The organism is Acetobacterium sp. (genome assembly GCF_030652775.1).
GTDB lineage: Bacteria > Bacillota > Clostridia > Eubacteriales > Eubacteriaceae > Acetobacterium.
Window position 1 is genome coordinate 1 of sequence record NZ_JAUSPS010000054.1, and the last position, 23,346, is coordinate 23,346.

The following is a 23,346-nucleotide window of genomic DNA, read 5'->3' on the forward strand; positions in this document are numbered from 1 at the left end:
GAACCAAAGATGGAGCGGAGCGGAATCGTGGTTGCGAGAAGGCAACGAGCCAATCGCAAGCTTGCTTGCAGTTGGCGACTGCCCGCGAACCAAAGATGGAGCGCAGCGGAATCGTGGTTGTGTGAAGGCAACGAGCCAATCGCAAGCTTGCTTGCAGTTGGCGACTGCCTGCGAACCAAAGATGGAGCGCAGCGGAATTGAGGTTAATTTTTTGGCTAAGGGTAGCTGGTTAAAAAGAAGGTGAACGAGGAGATCAAGATGGAAAAGAGAATTGGACTCATAGCAATTGTGGTGGAAAAAAAAGAAGCGGTGGAAAAGCTGAATCAGGTACTTCATGATTATGGCGAGCATATTGTCGGCCGAATGGGAATCCCCTATCATCAGCGAAATGTTTCAGTGATCAGCGTCGTTGTGGATGCATCCACCAATATTATCAGCTCGCTTTCCGGGAAGCTGGGAATGATTGACGGCGTGAATATTAAAACTGTTTATTCAAAATTGCCGAAAGGTGAAGAAGTGGATGAAAACCATGAATAAAATAACAGAAAAGCTGGAAAAAGAGCAGTTGCTGGAAAAAGAAGAATTCAGATGGCTGCTGGAAAATAACACCCCCGAGTTACGGGCAGATCTTTCAAACCGGGCGCAAAGAGTAGCCGGGGAAACCTTTGGCAAGGGGGTTTATGTCCGGGGGCTGATCGAATTCAGCAATTACTGCAAAAATGATTGCTATTACTGTGGCATCCGTTGCGGCAACGAACAGGCCCATCGGTATCGCTTAAGTGAAAAGGAAATTCTTGACTGCTGTGCCATCGGATACGACTTGGGTTTTCGCACCTTTGTGCTGCAGGGTGGTGAAGATCCGAGCTTTTCAGATGAAAAGATGGTTGAACTGATCCGCAAAATTAGGAGTGGCTATAACGACTGTGCTATTACCCTGTCGTTGGGAGAGCGCCCCCGGGATGTTTATCAAGCTTTTTTTGCCGCCGGTGCCAATCGTTATTTACTCCGCCACGAAACCGCCACTGCGGAGCACTATCAAAAGCTCCATCCCCGAGAACTGCAGCTGGAAAACCGCACCGAATGTCTCCACCATCTCAAAGAAATCGGATTTCAGGTCGGGACCGGCTTTATGGTCGGGTCGCCCCATCAGACGGTCGAAAATCTGGTGGCGGATCTGCTCTTTATCAAGGAACTGAACCCCCAAATGATTGGAATCGGACCATTTATCCCGCATCAGCATACCCCTTATAAGGATGCTAAGGCCGGCACCCTGGAAGAAACCCTGCTGCTCATTTCAATTCTACGACTGATGCTACCCAAAGCCCTGATTCCGGCGACCACGGCGCTGGGAACGATTGATCCCAACGGCCGGGAACTGGGAATCCTGGCCGGCGCCAATGTGGTCATGCCGAATCTGTCCCCGGTGTCAGTCCGAAAAGATTACAGCCTTTATGATAATAAAATTTGTACCGGTGACGAAGCCGCTGAATGCCGGGTTTGCTTAAGTAAGCGGATGGAAGGAATTGGCTACGAAATTTTAACCCACCGGGGCGATTACCCTCAAAAATAAAATTCAGGCACTTGTTTCAATAAACCAAAATAAAAACTTTAGGAGCGTAAAATGTATAATGTAATGTCAAAAAAAGCAGTTGAATTTATTGATGACCAGGAAATTCTGGACACCCTGGCCTATGCCGAAACAAATAAAACCAATGCTGTCCTGATTAATGAAATCATTGAAAAAGCCGGTACCTATCAGGGGTTGACCCATCGGGAGGCGGCCGTTTTACTGGCCTGCGAGCTGGAAGAACAGAATGATAGCTTGATAAAACTGGCGATGGATATCAAGAACAAGTTTTATGGCAATCGCATTGTCATGTTTGCGCCTCTTTATTTGTCAAATTATTGCGTCAATGGTTGCATCTATTGTCCTTATCATGCCAAAAATAAAAATATCAGCCGTAAGAAACTGACTCAGGAAGAAATTGTCAAGGAGGTCATCGCCCTTCAGGATATGGGCCATAAGCGGCTGGCTCTGGAAGCCGGCGAAGACCCTAAAAATAATCCCCTGGAATATATCTTAGAAAGCATCAAAACCATTTACAGCATCAAACATAAAAACGGCGATATCCGCCGGGTCAATGTCAATATCGCCGCCACTACGGTCGATGACTATCGACAGTTAAAAGAAGCTGGAATTGGAACCTATATCTTATTCCAGGAAACCTATCATAAGGAAAACTACGAAATGCTCCATCCCACCGGACCCAAACATGATTACGCCTGGCATACTGAAGCCATGGATCGGGCCATGGAAGGTGGCATCGATGATGTCGGGATTGGGGTCCTCTTCGGGCTGAACATGTACCGCTACGATTTTGTCGGGATGCTGATGCATGCCGAGCATCTTGAAGCCGCCATGGGGGTTGGCCCCCATACCATCTCGGTGCCGCGGATCTGTCCGGCTGATGATATTGACACCGGCGATTTTTCCAATGCCATTGCTGATGAAATATTTGAAAAAATTGTCACCGTGCTGCGAATTGCGGTACCTTATACCGGGATGATCATTTCCACCCGGGAGTCCCAGGCGTCCCGGGAGCGGGTGCTAAAACTGGGGATTTCACAGATCAGTGGCGGTTCCAGTACCAGTGTCGGTGGTTATGATACCCCCGAACCGGAAGAAGAAAACTCCGCCCAATTTGAATTAAATGATACCAGGAAACTGGATGAAATTGTCAACTGGCTGTTAGAAATGGGACATATCCCCAGCTTCTGCACCGCCTGTTACCGGGAAGGGCGCACCGGCGACCGCTTTATGCAACTGGTCAAATCCGGCCAGATTGCCAACTGCTGTCAGCCCAACGCAATTATGACCCTGAAAGAATATCTGGAAGACTATGCGGCACCGGCGACCAAACTAAATGGCGAGAAAACCATTGCCCGGGAACTGGCTTCGATCCCCAACGACAAGGTCCGCGGGATTGCCACCGCCCATCTAACCGAACTCAATTCCGGCAAGCGGGATTTTAGATTCTAAAACAATAAAGGGACTCACGCAGCTGATTTTAGTTTGCGTGAGTCCCTTTTAAATAGGAAGCTAATCAATTAAAAATTTAATTGGCCGAGGTGAATTCAATATCAATATTACCGCTGCTTGTTGATATGTCAAAAGTGTTTTTTCCATTTTCGGAGTGGGGGATGTCAATTTTGCCACTGAGACTGTCGGCAGTGATCGTGTAATTGGCGGGATCTCCGAGGATGCTTCCGATAACATTACCGCTGAGGGTGGTTATGGAAAGATTATTGGCGGCAAGTTTATTGAAGTTCACATTACCACTGCTGTTTCCAATAGAGCTATCGCCATTGATACTGGTATCAACTAAGTCGATATTGCTGCTGAGTGAAGATATTGACAGATTACCAGCGATTTTTCCGTTAGTGAGTTGTATTTCGCCGCTGGATGTTCCAATTTCCAGGTCTTTGCCAGCACGAAGATTGTCAAGAGCAAGGTCGCCACTCAAGGTAGAAGCACTAATATGATTTGCAGCCATCACATTTTTTAGGGTGATCCGTCCACTTGCAGTACTGGTGCTAACAGCAGCCAAGCCATCGAAGTCGGTCAGATCAAGATTCCCGCTCATGGTGGCAGCTTCAACTTCGCCGGTGAATTTTTGGGGAATAGCAACAGTCAGCGTTCTTTTTTGATTACTGATATTAAAACCAATGTATTCATACCAGTGTTTGTAAAGGGAACGATTGATATTCAGATTACCGTTGGCCTGTAGTTGGATGGTGTAAGCATCTTTTTTATTTTCATAGCAAGTTATTTTTATTTTGTCCTCGTCGGTTCCGACAATGATGACATCAGCATCGAGTTCACTGACAGTCAAGCTGGAAACACTTGCCAGATCATAACTGTAGCTCGTTTCCTCATCGGGAAGACTGGTATTAAACGAACTCCAGTTAAAACCAGCCAGCGCAAACGCCAGTAAGGCAATGACAAAACCAAGGATAATCAAACCACCGGCGACCAGCATTATTATTTTTTTGATTGATTGCATTTAAACGATCTCCTTTTTGATAAACAATGATTTAACCCAGCGCAGAAATCTCCTAGTCAGGCTGATCAGCCATACCGATAATTTCGTGACCCCGAAAAAAGCAAGCACCCCGATTCCGATACAGATCAGCGATAAACCAAACATCAGCAGACCAGCAGGAAAGCTTTGGGCGAATAAGAGACTGAAAATTCCGGCCACACCACTAAGTACAAAAGCAGCAACCGACGCATACAAGGAAATAATAACCGCCCAAACGGACACGTAAACAGCAAGGATGACGATAAAAAAGGCTGCCAGCAAGGGAAACCAGAGCGGAAATCCAAGCACCATCAGGACGATTTCCCACAGCTTCAATCCGGCTTTTGGTTGAATCTTGGCTTTCATCAGAGTCGGTAGCGGCAGCTCCAGGAGGGTGTTCTGGACAATGGTATCAATATCGCCGATGGCTGCCACCGCTTCTTCTTCACCCATACCATCTTCGATCCGGTCATCAATCATTTCTGCATAAAACCCCTGGGTTACTTCAATTTCTTTGGGGGGTAGTGCAACAAGTTTTTTCTCCAGGCTTAATAAAAATTCTGTTTTATTCATCTGTATAACACCTCATTTCTTCTGTAATAAAATTATAAACTGTCATAACCTCTTTCCAATTGTCAAGAAAATCAACGATTCGATTTCGACCAATTTCAGTTATTTTGTAATATTTTCGAAGTCTGCCGTTATGTTCCACCGAGTTCACGACCACACACTGGGTTGTCTCCAATCTTTTTAAGATCGGATAAAGTGTCGATTCGGAAATTTCGATATAGGGACTCACATCCTTGATGATCTGATAACCATATGAATCGCCACGATTGAGAACGGTCAGTACACAGATCTCCAGCAGTCCACGTTTTAATTGAATGTCCATATTAATACCTCCCCTCGCACAATACTATACAACACATAGTATTGTTCAGTCAATCTTTTTTTTAAAATAATCAAAAAAAAGCCTGGATACAATCACGATAATTACAAATTGATTGTATCCAGGTTCTATTGGAATGCGGTTTTAATTACAGCAGCGGAGAAAAAAGTCGGGATATCGATTCTTTGATTTTGACCCGCCGGCTCCGGTTGCGATAGAGTTCTTTGTTATAATAGGTGCATTTTTTAATATCTTCAACAAAGATGTTTTTAAGCTTAGTAGCAACCTTGCGATCATAAATAAAGGCGTTGGTTTCAAAATTCAGCCGGAAGCTGCGGATATCAAAATTACAGGATCCTACTGAACAGACCGAATCATCAACGACGATGGTTTTGGCATGAAGAAAGCCATTTTCATAGATGAATATCTTAGCGCCATATTCAATCAGCTCGCCCACATAGGCCAGAGTGACCCAGTAGATAAAAATATGATCCGGCTTGTTGGGTATCATAATCCGGACGTCAATGCCCGATAACAGCGCAATTTTCAAGGCTTCCAGAATACTTTCATCGGGCACAAAATAGGGCGATTGGATTAGAATATAATCTTCGGCGGTGTTAATCATCCGCAGGAAGCCCTGCTTGATTTGCTGGTTGATGTTATCCGGACCGCTGGAGACAATCTGGATGCCGGCTCCTGATTTTTGCGGAATGTTGGGAAAGTAGTGATTGAGTTTGGTGTCATCGATAAGCAGCTCTTCATTGGAACTGGCGCGCCAGTCGAGCAGAAAACGATGCTGCAATTCATAGGCGGCCGAACCGACTATTTTTAAGTGGGTATCCCGCCAGTATCCCATTTTTTTCTCCAGCCCCAGATATTCGTTACCGATGTTAAACCCGCCCACAAAACCGGTGACACCATCGATTACCACAATCTTGCGGTGATTCCGGTAATTCACCCGGAGATTCAGCAGCTTAAACCGGGATGGAAAAAAAACACCAATTTTTCCGCCGGCGGATTCAAAGCCATCGAGGATCGAGGAGGGCAGATAACGGCCGCCCATAGCGTCAAAAAGCAGACGAACCTCCACGCCTTCCAGGGCTTTGCGGGTCAGAATATCAAATAGTTTAGCGGTCAGGGTATCATTTTTAATAATATAGTATTCCAAATGAATCGATGAGCGGGCTTCTTCCATGGCGTGGAAAAGGGCGTCAAATTTTTGATAGCCATCGGTGAAAATCTCGACCGCATTATTGCTGGAGTAAAGTGATTCACTGACATTTAAATGAAATTCGATAGAATGACGATACTTTTCGATGGGGGTGTCCGGATCGATGGCGATAATCCGCGACAGCGATCGTTGCTGCTGTCTTAATAAATGGTGATACTGAATATTTTCGGGGGTGTTGTAGCGGAAAATTTTCCGTTTGGTCAAATTCTGGGAGAATAGAATATAAAATAAAAAGCCTAAAATAGGAACCATCCATAAAAACAATAACCAAGCATAGGTGCTTTGTGGGTTTTTACGTTCCAGAAAAATAATGGTGAAGGTCAGGGTAATATTGACGATGAAAATAATTACTGTAAAAATTGCGATAATGCCCAATAACATGAAAACCTCCGAAAGTATATTTCATCTATTATAGCATAAAAGGCATCAAATGGAATAGTCCTGTTTCGGAGGATTTGATTTCTCTTGACATTTTCGGGATCGTGATCTTATAATAGACGTTGTCTCAGGTTTGTGGTTGAAAGTCGATGCCAGATGCAGGCGAAGCGATCCACGTAAGACAATTCAATAGAGAGTTGTTGATCATGGTGCGTCTTAGAAGTAAGTCCAGCCGGGTACACCGAGAGAAGGAGTTGTGATGCGAACACTGAGCTAAACTTCCAGCTGGCGAGTGTGGGGGAAAAGACCAGGTCAACTGAGACAGCTTTTTAAAAATGAGGGATCTTTTTTAGATGATATTTTGTGACAAGAATTTGACACAAATGATTTTGACTAAAGGGGATTGGATTGGGTATAATAAGAATATACTCAAAAGCACTTTATTATAAGTGTAAACGAGTAAGGTTGACCTTTTGAAAGGAGTTGTCGTTATGAGATTCACAATTTACGGAAAAAATATGCATGTATCAGAAGGTTTAAAAGAAACATTAAAAAAGAAACTGGGAAAATTTGATCGTTACTTTGGTCAGGAAACAGAAGTGTATGCCACCTTCAGCAAGGAAAAGAATTTCCAGATGCTGGAAGTAACCATACCCGTTGGAAAAACCATTTTAAGAGCAGAAGAAAGATCTGAGGATATGGTGACATCGATTGAGGATGTTGTTAATAAACTTGAAGGTCAGCTCAGAAAACATAAAACCAAATTGCAGAAACGCAATCAGGACGAAACGGCTAAATTTAATCTGGAAGCGATCGAAGGGATCGAAGACGATGTGTTCCAGCCCAAAGTAGTCCGAACCAAAAAATTTGCCGTCAAACCCATGAATGTAGATGAAGCAACCTTACAAATGGAATTGCTGGGACATGATTTCTTCGTATTTCTCAATGGAGATACCGATGATGTTAATGTTGTTTACATGAGAAAAGACGGAAATTATGGTTTAATCGAACCTACTTTCTAAAACGCTCTTAAGAAAAAATGAAAAGAACGACAGACACCCCTTGAATAATAGTTTTAAGGGGTGTTTTTGATGATGTTGTTTTAAAAAATCAATTTATTTTCAAATTTATACATTATTTAGGCATAAAGTTTTGACAGAACTTTTCTTTTGTTTTAAAATAGATCTATATGCATTATTATCTAAGCATTAATATAGATGAGAACACCTAAGAAATGATTATAAATAAATAGTGGGGTTAAGATAAATATGTTAATACTAATTGCGATTATTTTAGGTTTTTTAATTGGAAAGATTCGAAGAGGGAGTCTGCATGGCTTCAGAGTCAGAAAGATTTCCTTGTTACCAGTAGGAATTTTAGGGTTGGTGTTGCAGATTGCCTTGCATCTTTATATTTACACTGGCGGCATTGCCCTGATTGAACCCTATCTGGAGATTGTAAACTTTGCCAGTTATATCCTGATATTGGTCATGCTGGTGTTTAATCTGGATGACTTCTGGGTTATCTTGATGGCCGTGGGGATTACTTCTAATTTTGTGGTAATCTTTATTAACGGTGGTCACATGCCGGTTGCCCAGGGTATCATTGATATTTTGCCGGCAGCCTTCGGTGAACAGATTACCCAGGGATTGAACCCCTTATATGCGCTGATTCAGCCCAATACGTTGTTATGGTTTTTGGGTATTAATCTGCCCATTCCGGTTCCCTACGTGCCCCTGGTCATGAGTCTCTACGGATCGGTAGCGGGTGTTACGGTTGGTTCAATTGTGACGATTATCGGTTTAATTGGTTTTATCCAATATGTAATGAACAAAAAGGCCTCGATCATGCATGACGATCGAAATGATCGCAGTGAGGATGAAGGTATTTTTGGCGATGATGAAGATAACGGATTTGATGGTGTATCGATCCAGAACAGTTATCAGGAAGGTTATGATGAACCGGAAGATATCGACGATTACTATCGGGATATGGCGGCAACCGGTGGCATCCGCGGTGATCGGGATGAAAATGCGACGATTATAATACCAGCTGAAGGCTTTAAATCGAACGAAAATAGCGGATCTCAAGATAGTTTTGAAACCATGTTGATTCCAGCTACGCTAGATGGAGTGAACTCTGAAATCGGAACTGAAACCGAAGAAATTATTATCAGAAAAAATGACAGTCAGGAAACCCGGGTTATGGAACCGGTTGATGACGGTAGCACCAAGATTATCAGTAATATCCAGGAAGTTGGAACCTATATCAAGGGTGACAAAGAATTAGAAGCTGCCGATATGGAAGAGATCTTAAACAGTGATGATGCCGGCTTCTTTACCAAGAAGTATTACGAGGAAAAGCTGGCAGTTGAAAAAGAACGGCTGATTCTGCAAATGCGGGAAATAGAGCTGAACAAGGTGGCTAAATCCCTCAGTGATCCCGATGGCGAACCCCATCCAGTGCCAGAATCTGATTTGCGAATTGTCGAAAGCTTCAAACTGACCGATCTTGACCAGCCCTTTGTTTTGCGTAGTGAAACCAATACCTATGATAGCGGCGTCAAAAGTAAAGATGAGGAAGACGTCGAGTTTTCAGAAGATGAGATGCTCAATGTCTGGCAGCGACTCAATCTAGAAGACGAAAAACGAAAAGCTGATCGACGCAAGCAACTGATGCGAGAAACCAGTAAAGAAGCAGAAAGCTTGATTAACGGAACACCCCGAGATGATGGTGGCATTCCGCTTAAGGAAATAGAAGAAGTTACCGAATCAGTTGTGGGGCGGGTATACGAAAGTACCAGCGAAGACAAGGAAAGAATGCTGGCAAATATGGACGATGATGAACGAAAAGATTTTCAGGAAACGGTCGATGAAAGAAAACGGGCCGGCTATGAACTGGTTGAATTGAAACTAGATGGCAAAGATGTGGCCTTTTGGCGCAAGAAAAAATAGATAATAAAATATGTTAAAGGGACTGTATAAAAAAATACAGTCCCTTTTAAATTATATAAAGTTTCATTAAAGAGAGTATGCTATAATAAAGTTTAGTGTACTAATTCAATAAATAACTATAGCAAGAAAGCTACAAAGGAGTGAATGTATTGGGAATTTTAGATCAGATATTTGATAGCAATAGAAAAGAATTAAAACGGATGCAAAAAAAGGTGGACCAGATTCTGGAGCTTGATAGCCGGTTCGCGGCGATGAGTGACGAGCAGTTAAAAGGTCAGACCCAGCTGTTAAAAGAACGACTTGCGCAAGGGGAAACCCTTGATGATTTATTAGTGGATGCCTTTGCCACCGTTCGGGAAACCGGCGCCCGGGTATTGGGCATGAAACATTTCCCGGTTCAGCTGCTGGGGGGCATGGCTCTCCATGAAGGTAATATTGCCGAGATGAAGACTGGGGAAGGTAAAACCCTGGTATCAACGTTACCCGCCTATTTAAATGCCCTGGATGGCCGCGGTGTCTACATCGTCACGGTTAATGATTATCTGGCTCGACGTGATAGTGAGTGGATGGGAAAAATTCATGAGTTTCTGGGACTGCAAGTAGGTCTGGTTGTCCATGGCTTATCCTTTGCGGAAAAGCAGAATGCTTATGCTTGTGATATTACCTACGGAACCAACAATGAATTTGGTTTTGACTACCTGAGAGATAATATGGCCTCGGTCAAGATCCAGCAGGTCCAGCGGGAACTTAATTTCGCCATCATCGATGAAGTGGATAGCGTGTTGGTCGATGAAGCCCGAACACCGCTGATTATTTCCGGCAGTGGGGACAAAAGCACCAAGCTGTATGCCCTGGCGAATAGTTTCGCAAAAGGCCTGAAGGCCGATGATTATATTAAAGACGAAAAAGCAAAATCAGTGATGTTATCAGACGAAGGGGTCATCAGAGCAGAGAATTATTTTAATCTCACCAATCTGGCGGATATGGAAAATATGGAAATTTCCCATCATATCAACCAGGCTCTTCATGCCAATACCCTGATGTTTAAAGATCGGGATTATGTGGTAAAGGATGGTGAAATCATTATTGTTGATGAGTTCACCGGACGTTTAATGCCGGGACGACGTTATTCTAATGGCCTTCACCAGGCTATTGAAGCCAAAGAAAATGTCAAAGTCAATCGGGAATCCAAAACCCTGGCAACCGTCACCTTTCAGAATTATTTTAGAATGTTCAATAAATTATCGGGGATGACCGGGACGGCTAAAACCGAAGAAGACGAATTTCAGACCATCTACAATCTCAATGTTTTAACCATCCCCACCAATAAACCGCTGATTCGTCAAGACCTCAATGACTTGATTTATAAAAGTGAGCAAGGGAAGTATCTGGCTGTGACTGAAGAGGTCAAAAATCGCCATGCCACTGGTCAGCCAATTTTGATTGGGACTATTTCGATTGAAAAGTCAGAGCTGCTCAGTACTTATCTGAAACGATCCGGGGTTAAGCACAATGTCTTAAATGCCAAGTTCCTGGAAAAAGAAGCGGAAATTGTTGCCAATGCTGGTCAAAAAGATGCCGTTACCATTTCCACCAATATGGCTGGCCGTGGGACCGATATTGTTCTTGGTGAAGGCGTTATCGAACTGGGTGGTCTTCATATTCTCGGTACCGAACGACATGAGAGTCGGCGGATTGATAACCAGCTGCGTGGTCGCGCCGGTCGTCAAGGCGATCCCGGTTCATCGCAATTCTTTGTCTCGCTGGAAGATGATCTGATGCGGGTATTCGGATCAGAAAAAATTCAGGGTCTGGTTGAATCCATTGGTCTGGATGAAGAAACGCCCATCGAAAACAAAATGCTCACCCGTGGAATCGAGAATTCCCAGAAACGGGTGGAAGGCCGTAACTTTGATATCCGCAAGCACGTACTTCAATATGATAACGTCATGAATCGCCAGCGTGAGCTGATTTATGAACAACGGCAACAGGTTATTGATGGAAAAGACATGGAAAATGAAATCTGGAGTATGACCGAAACTCTGATTAACGCTTATGTCAGCATGTATACCGGCGATGGCCAATATTACGACGATTGGGATTTGGAAGGCTTGTACAAGCATCTGGAGGCCAATGTCCTGCCTAAGGAAAGCTTAACCCTGCCGGAAAAACCGGAAACGACGGAAGTATTGGTGGAAGCGATTCTGGGTGAGTGCCGGAAAGTACTGGAAGATAAAAAAGAAAAACTGGGTCTGGAACAGCTTCAGAATATTGAACGGATGATTCTGTTAAGAAGCGTCGATGCCGCCTGGATGGAACATATCGACAATATGGAACAGCTGAAACAGGGGATCGGACTGCGCGCCTATGGTCAGAATGACCCGGTTAAAGAATACACCAAAGAGGGTTTTGACATGTTTGACGACATGATCATGCGGATTCAGGAAGATACCGTCAAATATCTTTTCAACCTGAATATTCAGGTGGCTCCAGCGGAAGAAGAACAGGTAATATCAGTGGATTTCAGTCAGCTGAAGACCAACGAAAATGAAATTGAGGGAAAACCGGCCGGACCGGCCAGCGCTCAGAATAAGGTCGGCCGAAACGATCTTTGTCCCTGCGGCAGCGGGAAAAAATACAAGAAATGCTGTGGCGCATAAAAATAATTAAGGTTGTCGATAAACTACCGTACCGACCAATTGTTAATCTGTTGTTCGCCGCGGAATCGGACAGGCTCTGCCGTGTCCGCTCCGATGCGTACAACATGATGTAACAATTGTCGGTACTGGGTTATCTTTTTTGACGATCTGAAATAATTTTAATAATTATTCAAACAATAAAAATAGAAGGGGTGTGATATTGATGATAGATTTGTATGAAGAAAAACAGATCATCAATGCAATGGAAACGAAACTGAAGGAAATGGGGAATTCACTTTGACTTGCCACGGCTTGTCAAAGAATTGGAAGCGCTAGAGAAGAAAACTGAGAATCCCGAATTCTGGAATGATCAAAAAAGTGCGCAAATTGTTTTAAAAGAGCAGAAGCTGATTAAACTCAAGGTCGATCATTATAATGAGCTGGCTGAAGCGCTGGATGATATTATGGTGATGCTGGAGCTGGCGGAAGACGGGGAGTTGCTGGAAGGGTTCAGTGCATCGATCCGGGAGCTAGACGAGAATCTCGACAATTTCCGGACCGAGACCCTGCTTTCCGGCGAATTTGACAGCAACAATGCAATCATTTCGCTACATCCTGGAGCTGGTGGAACCGAATCCCAGGACTGGGCCTCAATGCTTTTGAGAATGTATACCAGGTGGGCAGAGAAGAAAAAATTCAAGGTTAAAACCCTGGATCTTCAACCCGGCGATGTCGCCGGTATCAAAAGCGTCACCCTATTGATTGAGGGGATTAACGCTTACGGCTATTTAAAAACCGAGCGGGGCGTGCACCGGCTGGTGCGGATCTCGCCCTTTGATTCATCCGGTCGCCGGCATACCTCCTTTGCATCCCTGGATGTGATGCCCGAGGTGGATGAATCGGTAGAAATTGAAATATTGCCGGAAGATATCCGGGTTGATACCTTCCGCTCCAGTGGTGCTGGCGGCCAGCACGTCAACACGACCGACTCCGCCATCCGGATTACCCATTTAAAAACCGGGATAGTGGTGCAGTGTCAAAACGAACGATCCCAGCATCAGAACAAAGAGGTGGCCATGAACATGCTTAAAGGCAAGCTGGTGGAAGTCATGGAACAGGAAAAGATGGATCATATTGACGACATCAAAGGCGACTACAGCCAGATTGCCTGGGGCAGCCAAATCCGTTCCTACGTCTTCCATCCGTACAACATGGTCAAAGACCACCGCACCAATGTCGAAGTGGGTAACGTCGGTAGTGTTATGGATGGCGATCTGGACGGCTTTATGAACGCCTATCTCAATACCATGGTGTAAATCTCAAAGTTATAAATTGCGAGAGACGGCAATTACGAAAGTGCCGTGAGCTTCGCTACCGGTTTGCGCAAAACAATTTCTACACTGTACGGCGTACAGGCTACCGCCTGTTCGCCTACACGTTACAAAATTGTTTGCGGAAACCGGCATCAAAGCAATCATTGTTCGTTTTATATTCGTTTCTCAGTTAAATCAGAAGAATTGTTGGAGGGGAAAATGGCAAAGACCTATCAGGAAATTAACGAAAAAATCGCCCGCGGCGAGGCGGTGGTTGTTACCGCCGAAGAAGTCATCGGGATTGTAAAAGAACGGGGCGTTCAAGAGGCCGCCGAATATGTGGACGTTGTCACAACCGCCACCTTCGGGCCGATGTGCTCATCTGGCGCCTTTCTGAATTTTGGACACTCGGATCCACCGATCCGGATGGGTGAGATCACCATCAATGGGGTTGAAGCCTACGGCGGTCTAGCCGCAGTCGATACCTATCTGGGTGCAACTCAGCCGTCTGCCGACCGGGGCATTGAATATGGCGGTGCCCACGTGATTAGTGATCTCATCGCCGGAAAAGAAGTTCATCTGGTGGCAAAATCCCAGGGGACTGATTGTTACCCCAGAAAAGAGCTGGATACCTGGGTGAAGCTGGAAGATTTGAATGAAGCCTATTTGTTTAATCCCAGAAATGTCTATCAGAATTATAATGCGGCCATCAATGGCTCCAGTAAGCGTATTTACACCTATATGGGGATATTACAACCGAATATGGGCAATATCACCTATAGTACCGCCGGTGAATTAAGTCCCCTCCTCAATGATCCCTTACTTAAGACCATTGGTATGGGAACCCGGATCTTTTTTGGCGGCGCTCAGGGTCATGTATCCTGGATGGGAACTCAGTTTAATAGCGCCTGTCCCCGCGATGACAAGGGCTACCCCCAGACCCCCGGTGCGACGCTGGCGTTAATCGGGAACATGAAAGAAATGGATCCCAAATATATTCGCGGCGCTGTTTATGAAGGCTACGGTACCTCGATGTTTGTTGGCGTCGGTATCCCGATTCCGATTCTCAACGAGGAAATTATGTCTTTTGTCGCAGTCGAAAATAAGGATCTTTACACCAATGTGATTGACTATAGCGTTCCTAAAAAAGCGAAACCAAATCTGAAAAAAGTCAGCTATGCCGAGCTCAGAAGCGGGTCCGTGGATATTAATGGCAAAAGCATCAAGACTTCGCCGCTTTCCAGTCTGAAAATGGCCAGAGAAATTGCCGAGGAACTGAATAACTGGATCAAAAAAGGCGAGTTTTTCCTTCAGGAACCGATTCAGAGCTTCCCGATGGGAAATACCATTAAGGGTCTCGAAATCAAGGAAGGAGAATCCCGATGATAGCAAAAAAAATCTTATTGTCTTTCCCGCAAAAGTCAGCAGGTCAGCCGATGGCGATGGAACTCATTAAAACCTACCATCTCGATTTTAATATTCTTAAAGCATTTATCGATGACAATATTAAAGGAACCCTGCTGATCGAAATAAAAGGCGAAGAAGCGGATATTGAAGCGGGGATTGTCTATCTAAGAGAACATCAGATTGGCGTCAGAGATATTCAATCGGTGGTTGAGGTTGATGAAAATAAATGTGTTTCTTGTGGTGCCTGTACTGCGGTCTGTGCCGTTGGAGCGCTGGAAATGACTGTGGACTGGTCTTTGGTTCATCACGATGATAAGTGTCTGGAGTGTATGCTGTGCGTCAAAGCTTGTCCAATGCGGGCCATTCACGCCCTGATCTGAGGATGTTGTATGAACCCCGAACCTATCGAAAAGTAATGAAAGCCGAGGATCTGGATTATTTCCAGGTCCTCGAATTTGAATCCGACCTTTTTATTGGCGTCGATCATGGCAGCATGACGCCTCAGTTGACCGAGCGGGTGACCGCCGAGCTGCGGATGCTGCGCAAAACCATTGTTGACTACAATAATGACAATTCGGATTTTATTAAAACACTAACGCCGCTGACATTAAATCCCAATGCGGCCGCGATTGTTGCGGATATGCTAAAAGCCGGAAAAACAGCCGGTGTGGGACCGATGGCCGCCGTGGCCGGAGCGGTGTCAAAACATATTGGCAAAATGCTGGAATTGTATTCAACCGAGATTGTGGTGGAGAATGGCGGAGATCTGTTGATCCGGACAAAAAAAGAACGACGAATTGCCCTCCATACCGGAAATCCGCATTTTACGGATCTGGGCTTAAAAATAACACCCCGGGAAAATTCGCTGGGCGTTTGCACCTCATCGGGCGTTATGGGTCATTCCTTGAGCTTCGGGAAGGCCGATGCGGTAACTGTCATCAGTGCCGACATTCCCCTTGCGGATGCCGTGGCGACTGCGCTATGCAATCGCATAAAAAAACCGGAAGATGTGAAAAAGGGTCTTTCCTGGGTAAAAAACATAACAGGGATACTAGGTGCCCTAATTATAATTGAAGATCAACTGGGTGCCTGGGGTGAAATCGAACTATGTTAGATTATGTTATTTATTAATTCTATTAAATACGTAACCTGAAAAAAGGAAAGGAGAACCAGTGAAACTAAGCGAAATACTAGGAAGTAAACGGCTGTATCTTGATGGCGCCATGGGGAGCCTGCTTCAGAATAAATTGGAATCAATTGGAGCGGTACCGGAGGCCTTAAATCTGACCCATCCTGACTTGATCAAAGATATTCATCAATTATATATTGATGCCGGAGCCAATATCATTCTTTCCAATACCTTTGGGGTTAATGGTTACAAACTCCAGGGCAGCGGCTATACCGTCGAACAATTGGTCACGGCTGGAGTTGCGAATGTAAAATCATTGAACCCTGATTATACAGCGCTGGATGTCGGACCACTAGGGACTCTGATCGGAGCCCTGGGAGAAGTGTCTTTTGATGAAGCCGTGGACTATTTCAAAGAGGTCGTTATCGCTGGTGACAAAGCCGGTGCCGATTTAATCGTCATTGAAACCATGACCGATATCTGTGAGGCTCGGGCGGCTCTGGTTGCTGCCAAAGAAGTATCGGAGCTGCCGGTAATTGTTTCGATGACCTACGAGGAAAATAGCCGAACCCTCACTGGCAGTGATGCCTTAACGGTGGTTGCCATCCTGGAAGGACTTGGAGCCGACGTAATTGGCATTAATTGTTCCACCGGGCCAGATGCAATGCTGCCGATTATCAAAGAGCTGGTTCGCTATGCCTCGGTGCCAATTATGGTGGAACCCAACGCCGGGTTGCCGCACATGAAAGATGGCAAAACCGTCTATGACATTACCATCGACCAGTTTACCGATTATATGGTACAAATTGCCGAAATGGGGGCGTTAATTCTGGGCGGTTGCTGTGGCACAACCCCAGCGTATATCGAAAAAATGAAACGGGCAACCAAAGAGCTCCCCATTTATCCGGTAACACAAAAAAGTTTTACCGCCGTATCCTCAAGTACCAGGACGATTATTTTGGGCGAGGATATCAATATCATTGGCGAATGCATCAATCCCACCACTAATCCGGTGCTTAAGGCATCGCTGCGCCAGGGCGAACTGACAGTCGTGAACCAATTGGCCAGTGATCAGAAAAAAGACGGGGCGCATATTCTCGATATCAATTTAGGCTTGCCGGATATTGATGAATTAACGATGATGCAAGAGGCAGTCGATACGGTCAGCCGACTGGTGGACTGTCCCCTGCAGATTGATTCATCTAATCCGGAAGTCATCGAAGCGGTGCTGCGAGGCTATCCCGGCAAGGCGATCATTAATTCAGTAAATGGAAAAAAATCATCAATGGATAAGATTTTCCCCATTGCTAAGAAATACGGCGCTCTTGTGCTGGGGCTGACGATGGACGAAACCGGAATCCCCAGCTTGGCGGCCGATCGTTTTGCCATTGCTGAGAAAATCATTAAAACGGCCGAATCTTACGGCATCAACAAAAAAAATATCCTTATTGATGCCCTGGTGTTAACGGCTTCGGCGCAACAGGCTGAAGTTCGGGAAACCATCAAAACGCTGGAAAAACTCCGGACTGAGCTGGGAGTGCCAACGGTGCTGGGAGTTTCCAATATTTCTTTCGGCCTGCCCAACCGCGAGCTCTTAAACCGAACCTTTTTAGCAATGGCGCTGGAAGCCGGACTGACCACCCCGATTATGAACCCCAGTGATAAAGAAATGATGGACACCATCAAAGCATTCCGGGCGCTCTGGGGCTTGGATGGTCAATGCATCGCTTATGCCAATGCCTATAAAGACAGCAGCTTTGGCGAAGCCAAGTCAGAAACGGAGCGAGCCGCACTGGGTTTAAAAGAAATCATCGAAGAGGGTCTTACTGACCGGGCGGCCGAAGCCACTGCCATTCTTTTAAAAACCAGAGAACCACTCGATATTGTCAACAACGAGATCGTTCCCGCCCTTGATGCGGTGGGGGATGCCTTCGAAACCGGAGAATGCTTCCTGCCCCATCTGATTTTTGCGGCGGAGACGGCGCAAAAGGCCTTTGAAGTCATCAAAGAAACTATGGCCAAAGATGGTCAGGCTCAAGTGGTCAAAGGAAAAATCGTGTTAGCCACCGTTGAGGGGGATGTCCACGATATTGGAAAAAATATTCTTAAAGTAATTCTGGAGAACTACGGTTACGAGATTCTCGATCTAGGTAAGGATGTCAAGGCTGAAATTATTATCCAGACCATTCAAGCTGAAGACATCAAGCTCGTGGGTCTCAGCGCCCTGATGACAACTACTGTTAAAAATATGGAAAAAATCATCAAAGAAATCAAGGCTAGCTGCCCGGCCATCACCATCATGGTGGGCGGGGCGGTCTTAAACCCCGAATATGCCAAAACCATCGGTGCCGATTATTACGGCAAAGATGCCCGTGAAGGCGCCAGCATTGCCAAAACAGTATTTGAATAAGAATAAAAAACATAAACGGCTGAACCATCATTTTGGTTTAGCCGTTTTATCGTGTTGAAGGATTATAGTTTTATCTTTAAAAGTTCGGCTAAAAGAGGAGGGAGTCCTATTTTAGCCGAAAGAAAAGTCGCAATGAGATCAATTTATAACCATCGGGAGCCTGGCTTTGGTATAATCAGCAACCGTTTAAGATTTAATCAATTGGAAGGCATCCACATCAAAAAGCCCCAGATCGGTCAGGCGTAGCGAAGGAATTACCGGCAGCGCCATAAAGGAAAGGGTAATAAAGGGATCGACACCAGGGGCGACCCCTAATTTGTGGGCACTTGCGAGAAGTGAAGCGACCTTTTCCTGAACCACTTCCCCCGAATCAAGACTGATCAGACCGGCCAGGGTCAGGGGGACGGCTCCGATTATTTTATGATTCCCAGCTACCACATAGCCGCCGCCAATTTCAGCGAGATGATTGACTGCCAGCAGGATATCCTGATCATTATCGCCAACGACAATAATATTGTGAGAGTCATGCGCAACGGTCGTGGCAATGGCACCGCCTCTGATCCCAAAGCCCTTGATAGCCGCCACGCCGACATTGCCGGTATAATGATGCCGTTCAATAACACAAAGCTTAGCATAGCTTTCATTGGGGGCAAAAAAGCCGTCTTTCCCCGGTAGGGATTCAAGCAGATGATGGGTTTCGATCTGATCCTTGACAATTTCGATGACATGATCTTTTTTGCGAAGCGGGAGCTGCAAGTTTGCCGGGGTAAGGGTCTGGATATGAACGGAACTAAGAAGCCGGGGGTCAATCTCATAACAGGGTTTATGTTCCCAGATGCTGTCGTTCGCCGGGCGGCCGTTTTGATAGACCTGCTCCACATCCATGGTGCCGAGATCGGATACGATTACCAGATCGGCTCGGTAACCGGGAGCAATGGCGCCCAGTTTTTTTAGCCCATAAGCCTGGGCGGTGTTAATAGTGGCCATCTTGATCGCCTTGATTGGACACAATCCCAGATCAATGGCCTGTTTGATATTCCAGCGGATGTGTCCCTCCTGATGGATGTCTTCTAAATGTTTGTCGTCGGTACAGAAGAGGAATCGGTCGATGGGTAACTCTGTTGTTAATAAGCCGCTGATGATAGCATGCAGGTTTTTAGCGGCAGAACCTTCCCGAACGAGAATGTAGAAACCAGCCCGCAGTTTTTCGAGGGCTTCGGGCCAGGTAGTAGATTCATGCTCACTGTTGATCCCGGCGCAGGCATAAGCCTGGAGTGACTTGCCCGCCAGCCCCGGTGCATGACCATCAGCAAGCTTATGTCGGCATAGCGTCAGCTTATCAAGAATCACCGGATCACCGCTCAAAACATCGGGAAAACACATAACTTCTCCCAGTCCCAGAATTCGGGGATGATCCAGATAGCTCTGCATATCGGCGGCTAAAAAAGAACCGGCACCGTTTGTTTCAAAGGGGGTGGCGGGCACCGAAGAGGGCAGCATTACAAAAACGTTTAAGGGGATCGCTTCAGTGGCGTTTAGCAGATAGTTCAGCCCGATTTTTCCGGCGACATTCACAATCTCATGGGGATCGGCAATAATCGTCGTGGTACCGGTGGGAACAATCGCTCGAGCCAGCTCAAAGGGTGTAACCATGGTGGATTCGATGTGCATGTGGGCATCAATAAATCCCGGAATAATATATTTCCCCTCCAGATCCACCTCTTCGAGACCCTCGTAAGATCCGATCCCCACAATAGTACCATTGGTAACGGCCAGATCAGCCAAACAGATTTCTTCAGAAAATACGTTAAGAATCCTGGCGTTTTTAAAAACCAGATCGGCTTTTTCAAAACCATTGGCGACAGCAATATTTTCTTTGAGTTCTTCTTTATATTTTCTCATGTTCCATCCTATCTATAATAAGCAATTTTTAGCAGTGATTCTATTGGGTGCGATGAATTATTATAACCTGATATATGCCCTTTTTTTACAAAAAAAAGCATTTTTTATATGAATCGCATCAAAAAAGGGTTATAATGACAAACAGAACATCAATTTATTCCTGTACTTCAACTTACTTTTAAATTATAATAATTACAAAGTAGACAGTAATTCTAAGAAAGTGGTGAACAAAATGAAAAAATGGCGCTGCACAGTATGCAATTATGTACATGAAGGTGATACCCCGCCAGACAAATGCCCGATTTGTGGAGTGGGACCGGATAAGTTTGTTTTAATTGAAGAGTCGGAAGTCATTGATACTGTTAAAGAAAAGAAATGGCGTTGTACCGTTTGTAATTATATCCATGTGGGCGAAACCCCTCCAGATGTTTGCCCAGTTTGTGGCGTGGGACCCGAAAAATTTGTTCTGGTTGAAGAAGTCGCGGATGGTTTAACCGATAAAAAAAGAGACGCCTTACAGACGATATTATTTAATGTCAGTTATGGTTTATATATTATTTCATCAATCAAAGATGAAAAACTCAATGGGATGGTATCCAATACCTTTATTCAGGTCACCAGCACTCCCTTAAAAGCCAGCGTCTGCCTGGGAAAAGGAACATTGACATCTGAATATGTCCGAGAATCCGGAGTCTTTGGAGTCTCCATTCTGGGAAAAGATAATCATGATCTGATCAAACATTTTGGTTACCAGAGTGGCCGAGATGTTGATAAATTCAAAAACCTCAGCTATATTACCGGTAAAACCGGCTGTCCCGGTTTACTGGAAACCCTCTGTTTTGTAGAGTGTGAGGTGGAGCAAACCATCGATTTGGGAACCCACTATATGTTCATCGGCAAGGTTGTTGACGGCGACGGGTTCAGCAAAGACGAACCGATGACCTACGCTTATTATCACGCCACCCGATAGTTAATAAAAAGCCCATGCGAAAATCGCATGGGCTTTTTTTTAGGTGGTGGTTTTTTCTTTTAATTCAGGAAAAGCCTCTAAAATAGTCTTAACCAGCTTGTTGCAGCCATGGAACAGGGTGTCCGTGGTGGGCAGCTGATAGTCTTGTTCATAAGCCTTAATCGTATCAGCCACTTCATTCTCGGTCATATCATCATGATTAATTGTGATCGCAATAACCTTGGCTTCAGAGAAGCGTTCAATCAGTTCGATTTCACTGGAGAGGGTGGGCATTTGCAGATAATCAAAATCGACCCGGTTTACTCGCTTGGGTGGATGCTGAACAATGATGCCATCGGGCTTTCCGCCGCGGATGATGGCACAGGAACTGATAAATGCCGGATGACTAAGGGCGCCCTGTCCTTCCAGAATGATCACATCCGGTTTTTCGTGAATATTTGCTTCAACAACCGCATTTTCCAATTCGCCAGTCATAAATTCAGAGGGAATGGCATCCAACGCAATTCCGTATTTTTCACCCTGGATTAATGAGGTTTGACCGGTACCGATAAAGCTGGCCCGTAGTCCCCGTTCTTTCAGGGCGGCAATCAGCAGCATCGCAGTGGTTCGTTTACCGACGGCACAATCGGTGCCGAGGATAGCGATCTTCGGCGTTTTGACATTTAAAATATCACCGGTAAAAAGATGGAGGTAGCGATTGGCAAGTGGTTTTCGGATATCATAGAGTTTAACCCGATAGCGTTTTGCCTGTTGTTTAAATTCAGAATCTTCAGAAATAAATTCATGGAGACCATTGACAATATCCATTCCCAAAGACATGGCATTGAGAAAAATACGCCGTTCGTTGATGGATAAGATGGCATCCTTTGGGGCGATGCCATAAATAAAATACTTGGGAACCGCACTTAATTGATCCATGGCTTCGGATAAATCACGGTAGATAGGGATACCATTGTTAACCCCTTCCAATATTTTTCCGGCATCCATGCCTGATTTGGTGCTGTCTATCACACATGCGATCTGGTATTTTTGAGAACGTCGGATTAAACCATTGGCAGTCTTTCCATCGGATTCACCAAATTGACCTTCACAGTAGAGTAAAGCTTTTTCTTTCATAGAGTTTAGAACTCCTTTCACGTGGACAAGAACAAGTTTTTTACTAGACAAACGATTCAATTAAATTTTCTTAAAGTGTTTGAGAATAAAAGCAGTTCGATACGCACTCTTATAATCATACCACATAAAACGGTAAATAAACGCTTCCTTAAGAAATGCCAGAAATAAGCAGCACTTCCTAAAAAAACTCGATTAGCCGCTAGAGCAGTTTTTGATAAAAAATCAAACTTGTATATTGACAAAAATTGCCCCGGATGATATATTGAATATATGTTCAATATATCATCCGGGAGGGATCATGGCTCGATCAAAGGAACAAAACGAAAGAATGAGAGAAACTCGCAAAGAAAAGATTCGTAACGCCGCCCTACTACAATTTGTCAAACAGGGGCTATTTGCCACGCGGATCCAGGATATAGCTGCAGAAGCCGGAATTGCCCAGGGGCTTTTATATCATTATTATGCATCAAAAGACGAAATCTTCGTGGATCTCATCAATGATGCCCTGGATAAGACCATTGAGGCATCCTACTCGGTTCGGGATATGGAGACCGGGCCAGGTGAAAAAATCCGCTTTGCCCTGGAAAAACTGGTGGAGACAATTGAGCACAGTCAGACTTTTTTAGACACCTGTCGTTTGATTACGCAGGCAACCAATTCAACGGCAATTCCACTGGAAGCTCAGAATCTTATTCTGGAAAAAAGAAATATCCCCTATCAAGTCATTGAAAAAATTATGGAAGCAGGACAGAAAGAAGGAACCGTGGTAGCGGGCGATCCCAAAATGTTGTCCATTTTTTTCTGGACAAGTATCAATGGTCTGGCGATATACTATTCAACCAATGATAATCGGGGCGTAAAACTGGATTATTGGGTGATCGCATCGATGTTTTTGATTGAAACTGAAAGAGAAAGAGAGGAATAAC

Annotated in this window: 19 protein-coding genes; 13 read left to right on the forward strand and 6 right to left on the reverse strand. The window is 44.9% G+C overall.

What is annotated here, in order from left to right:
- Positions 1-258: 258 nt before the first annotated feature.
- From Q7J41_RS09850 to hydG, 3 genes are read left to right on the forward strand one after another with little or no spacing between them, the layout of a single operon-like run.
- Positions 259-537 carry a TM1266 family iron-only hydrogenase system putative regulator gene (locus Q7J41_RS09850; RefSeq protein ID WP_304887597.1) on the forward strand — a complete coding sequence of 93 codons (279 nt, stop codon included), beginning with the start codon at positions 259-261 and terminating at the stop codon, positions 535-537.
- Complete coding sequence (hydE, locus tag Q7J41_RS09855; RefSeq protein WP_304887599.1) at positions 530-1,570, forward strand: [FeFe] hydrogenase H-cluster radical SAM maturase HydE; 1,041 nt, start codon at positions 530-532, stop codon at positions 1,568-1,570. The genes Q7J41_RS09850 and hydE overlap by 8 nt, the downstream gene beginning before the upstream one ends.
- Positions 1,571-1,621: 51 nt before the next feature.
- Entirely contained in the window at positions 1,622-3,040 is a 1,419-nt protein-coding gene (hydG, locus tag Q7J41_RS09860; protein ID WP_304887601.1) for a [FeFe] hydrogenase H-cluster radical SAM maturase HydG, read from the forward strand.
- 76 nt (positions 3,041-3,116) lie between these two features.
- On the opposite strand, the gene Q7J41_RS09865 is transcribed toward hydG, so the two are convergent.
- The 4 genes from Q7J41_RS09865 to cls all read right to left on the reverse strand — a co-directional run bounded on the left by Q7J41_RS09865 (position 3,117) and on the right by cls (position 6,583).
- A complete protein-coding gene (locus Q7J41_RS09865; RefSeq protein ID WP_304887603.1) occupies positions 3,117-4,064 on the reverse strand; it encodes a DUF4097 family beta strand repeat-containing protein in 948 nt (315 codons plus the stop codon).
- The gene (locus Q7J41_RS09870) at positions 4,065-4,655 is read right to left on the reverse strand and encodes a DUF1700 domain-containing protein (protein WP_304887605.1); all 591 of its coding nucleotides are present in this window, start codon (positions 4,653-4,655) and stop codon (positions 4,065-4,067) included. It abuts the gene before it with no gap.
- On the reverse strand, positions 4,648-4,974 hold the full coding sequence (locus tag Q7J41_RS09875) for a PadR family transcriptional regulator (RefSeq protein ID WP_304887607.1): 327 nt from the start codon (positions 4,972-4,974) through the stop codon (positions 4,648-4,650). Before Q7J41_RS09875 ends, Q7J41_RS09870 begins: the two co-directional genes overlap by 8 nt.
- A gap of 145 nt (positions 4,975-5,119) precedes the next feature.
- Positions 5,120-6,583 carry a cardiolipin synthase gene (cls, locus tag Q7J41_RS09880; protein ID WP_304887609.1) on the reverse strand — a complete coding sequence of 488 codons (1,464 nt, stop codon included), beginning with the start codon at positions 6,581-6,583 and terminating at the stop codon, positions 5,120-5,122.
- Positions 6,584-7,071: 488 nt separating this feature from the next.
- On the opposite strand from cls, the gene hpf reads away from it, so the two are divergent.
- The 8 genes from hpf to Q7J41_RS09920 all read left to right on the forward strand — a co-directional run bounded on the left by hpf (position 7,072) and on the right by Q7J41_RS09920 (position 18,432).
- On the forward strand, positions 7,072-7,602 hold the full coding sequence (hpf, locus tag Q7J41_RS09885) for a ribosome hibernation-promoting factor, HPF/YfiA family (protein WP_304887610.1): 531 nt from the start codon (positions 7,072-7,074) through the stop codon (positions 7,600-7,602).
- A 246-nt stretch (positions 7,603-7,848) separates the two neighbouring features.
- Positions 7,849-9,534 carry a DUF5317 family protein gene (locus Q7J41_RS09890; RefSeq protein WP_304887611.1) on the forward strand — a complete coding sequence of 562 codons (1,686 nt, stop codon included), beginning with the start codon at positions 7,849-7,851 and terminating at the stop codon, positions 9,532-9,534.
- A gap of 149 nt (positions 9,535-9,683) precedes the next feature.
- The gene (gene secA / locus Q7J41_RS09895) at positions 9,684-12,194 is read left to right on the forward strand and encodes a preprotein translocase subunit SecA (RefSeq protein WP_304887613.1); all 2,511 of its coding nucleotides are present in this window, start codon (positions 9,684-9,686) and stop codon (positions 12,192-12,194) included.
- Positions 12,195-12,396: 202 nt separating this feature from the next.
- A protein-coding gene (prfB, locus tag Q7J41_RS09900) for a peptide chain release factor 2 (protein WP_304887615.1) occupies positions 12,397-13,489 on the forward strand; the annotation gives its coding sequence in 2 pieces (ribosomal slippage) (positions 12,397-12,471 and positions 12,473-13,489; 1,092 coding nt in all).
- Positions 13,490-13,705: 216 nt separating this feature from the next.
- Positions 13,706-14,872: a homocysteine biosynthesis protein gene (locus Q7J41_RS09905; RefSeq protein ID WP_304887616.1), complete on the forward strand. Its 1,167-nt coding sequence runs from the start codon at positions 13,706-13,708 to the stop codon at positions 14,870-14,872.
- A complete protein-coding gene (locus Q7J41_RS09910) occupies positions 14,869-15,273 on the forward strand; it encodes an NIL domain-containing protein (RefSeq protein ID WP_304887617.1) in 405 nt (134 codons plus the stop codon). Before Q7J41_RS09905 ends, Q7J41_RS09910 begins: the two co-directional genes overlap by 4 nt.
- 2 nt (positions 15,274-15,275) lie before the next feature.
- Positions 15,276-16,007 carry a UPF0280 family protein gene (locus tag Q7J41_RS09915; protein WP_304887619.1) on the forward strand — a complete coding sequence of 244 codons (732 nt, stop codon included), beginning with the start codon at positions 15,276-15,278 and terminating at the stop codon, positions 16,005-16,007.
- 109 nt (positions 16,008-16,116) lie between these two features.
- Positions 16,117-18,432, forward strand: coding sequence for a homocysteine S-methyltransferase family protein (locus tag Q7J41_RS09920; protein ID WP_370651007.1), 2,316 nt, complete (start codon positions 16,117-16,119; stop codon positions 18,430-18,432).
- Positions 18,433-18,618: 186 nt separating this feature from the next.
- Here the strand turns inward: Q7J41_RS09920 and ade are convergent, their stop codons facing one another.
- The gene (ade, locus tag Q7J41_RS09925; protein ID WP_304887622.1) at positions 18,619-20,334 is read right to left on the reverse strand and encodes an adenine deaminase; all 1,716 of its coding nucleotides are present in this window, start codon (positions 20,332-20,334) and stop codon (positions 18,619-18,621) included.
- A 232-nt stretch (positions 20,335-20,566) separates the two neighbouring features.
- Between ade and Q7J41_RS09930 the strand changes: the two genes are divergently transcribed.
- Entirely contained in the window at positions 20,567-21,304 is a 738-nt protein-coding gene (locus Q7J41_RS09930) for a flavin reductase (protein WP_304887623.1), read from the forward strand.
- Positions 21,305-21,343: 39 nt separating this feature from the next.
- Here Q7J41_RS09930 and Q7J41_RS09935 read toward each other — a convergent pair whose 3' ends face one another.
- Entirely contained in the window at positions 21,344-22,420 is a 1,077-nt protein-coding gene (locus tag Q7J41_RS09935) for a DUF1611 domain-containing protein (RefSeq protein WP_304887626.1), read from the reverse strand.
- Between the two features lie 298 nt (positions 22,421-22,718).
- On the opposite strand from Q7J41_RS09935, the gene Q7J41_RS09940 reads away from it, so the two are divergent.
- Positions 22,719-23,345, forward strand: a complete 627-nt coding sequence (locus Q7J41_RS09940; protein ID WP_304887628.1) for a TetR/AcrR family transcriptional regulator — start codon at positions 22,719-22,721, stop codon at positions 23,343-23,345.
- Position 23,346: the final 1 nt, after the last annotated feature.

Excerpts from the sequence above, each read along its gene's own strand:
- Q7J41_RS09875 (WP_304887607.1), bottom strand. The coding sequence starts at position 4,974 with ATGGACATTCAATTAAAACGTGGACTGCTGGAGATCTGTGTACTGACC.
- Q7J41_RS09940 (WP_304887628.1), top strand. The coding sequence starts at position 22,719 with ATGGCTCGATCAAAGGAACAAAACGAAAGAATGAGAGAAACTCGCAAA.
- hpf (WP_304887610.1), top strand. The coding sequence starts at position 7,072 with ATGAGATTCACAATTTACGGAAAAAATATGCATGTATCAGAAGGTTTA.
- Q7J41_RS09905 (WP_304887616.1), top strand. The coding sequence starts at position 13,706 with ATGGCAAAGACCTATCAGGAAATTAACGAAAAAATCGCCCGCGGCGAG.
- cls (WP_304887609.1), bottom strand. The coding sequence starts at position 6,583 with ATGTTATTGGGCATTATCGCAATTTTTACAGTAATTATTTTCATCGTC.
- Q7J41_RS09920 (WP_370651007.1), top strand. The coding sequence starts at position 16,117 with ATGGGGAGCCTGCTTCAGAATAAATTGGAATCAATTGGAGCGGTACCG.
- hydE (WP_304887599.1), top strand. The coding sequence starts at position 530 with ATGAATAAAATAACAGAAAAGCTGGAAAAAGAGCAGTTGCTGGAAAAA.
- Q7J41_RS09935 (WP_304887626.1), bottom strand. The coding sequence starts at position 22,420 with ATGAAAGAAAAAGCTTTACTCTACTGTGAAGGTCAATTTGGTGAATCC.
- hydG (WP_304887601.1), top strand. The coding sequence starts at position 1,622 with ATGTATAATGTAATGTCAAAAAAAGCAGTTGAATTTATTGATGACCAG.
- Q7J41_RS09910 (WP_304887617.1), top strand. The coding sequence starts at position 14,869 with ATGATAGCAAAAAAAATCTTATTGTCTTTCCCGCAAAAGTCAGCAGGT.
- Q7J41_RS09930 (WP_304887623.1), top strand. The coding sequence starts at position 20,567 with ATGAAAAAATGGCGCTGCACAGTATGCAATTATGTACATGAAGGTGAT.
- Q7J41_RS09890 (WP_304887611.1), top strand. The coding sequence starts at position 7,849 with ATGTTAATACTAATTGCGATTATTTTAGGTTTTTTAATTGGAAAGATT.
- Q7J41_RS09915 (WP_304887619.1), top strand. The coding sequence starts at position 15,276 with ATGTTGTATGAACCCCGAACCTATCGAAAAGTAATGAAAGCCGAGGAT.
- ade (WP_304887622.1), bottom strand. The coding sequence starts at position 20,334 with ATGAGAAAATATAAAGAAGAACTCAAAGAAAATATTGCTGTCGCCAAT.
- Q7J41_RS09870 (WP_304887605.1), bottom strand. The coding sequence starts at position 4,655 with ATGAATAAAACAGAATTTTTATTAAGCCTGGAGAAAAAACTTGTTGCA.
- Q7J41_RS09865 (WP_304887603.1), bottom strand. The coding sequence starts at position 4,064 with ATGCAATCAATCAAAAAAATAATAATGCTGGTCGCCGGTGGTTTGATT.
- Q7J41_RS09850 (WP_304887597.1), top strand. The coding sequence starts at position 259 with ATGGAAAAGAGAATTGGACTCATAGCAATTGTGGTGGAAAAAAAAGAA.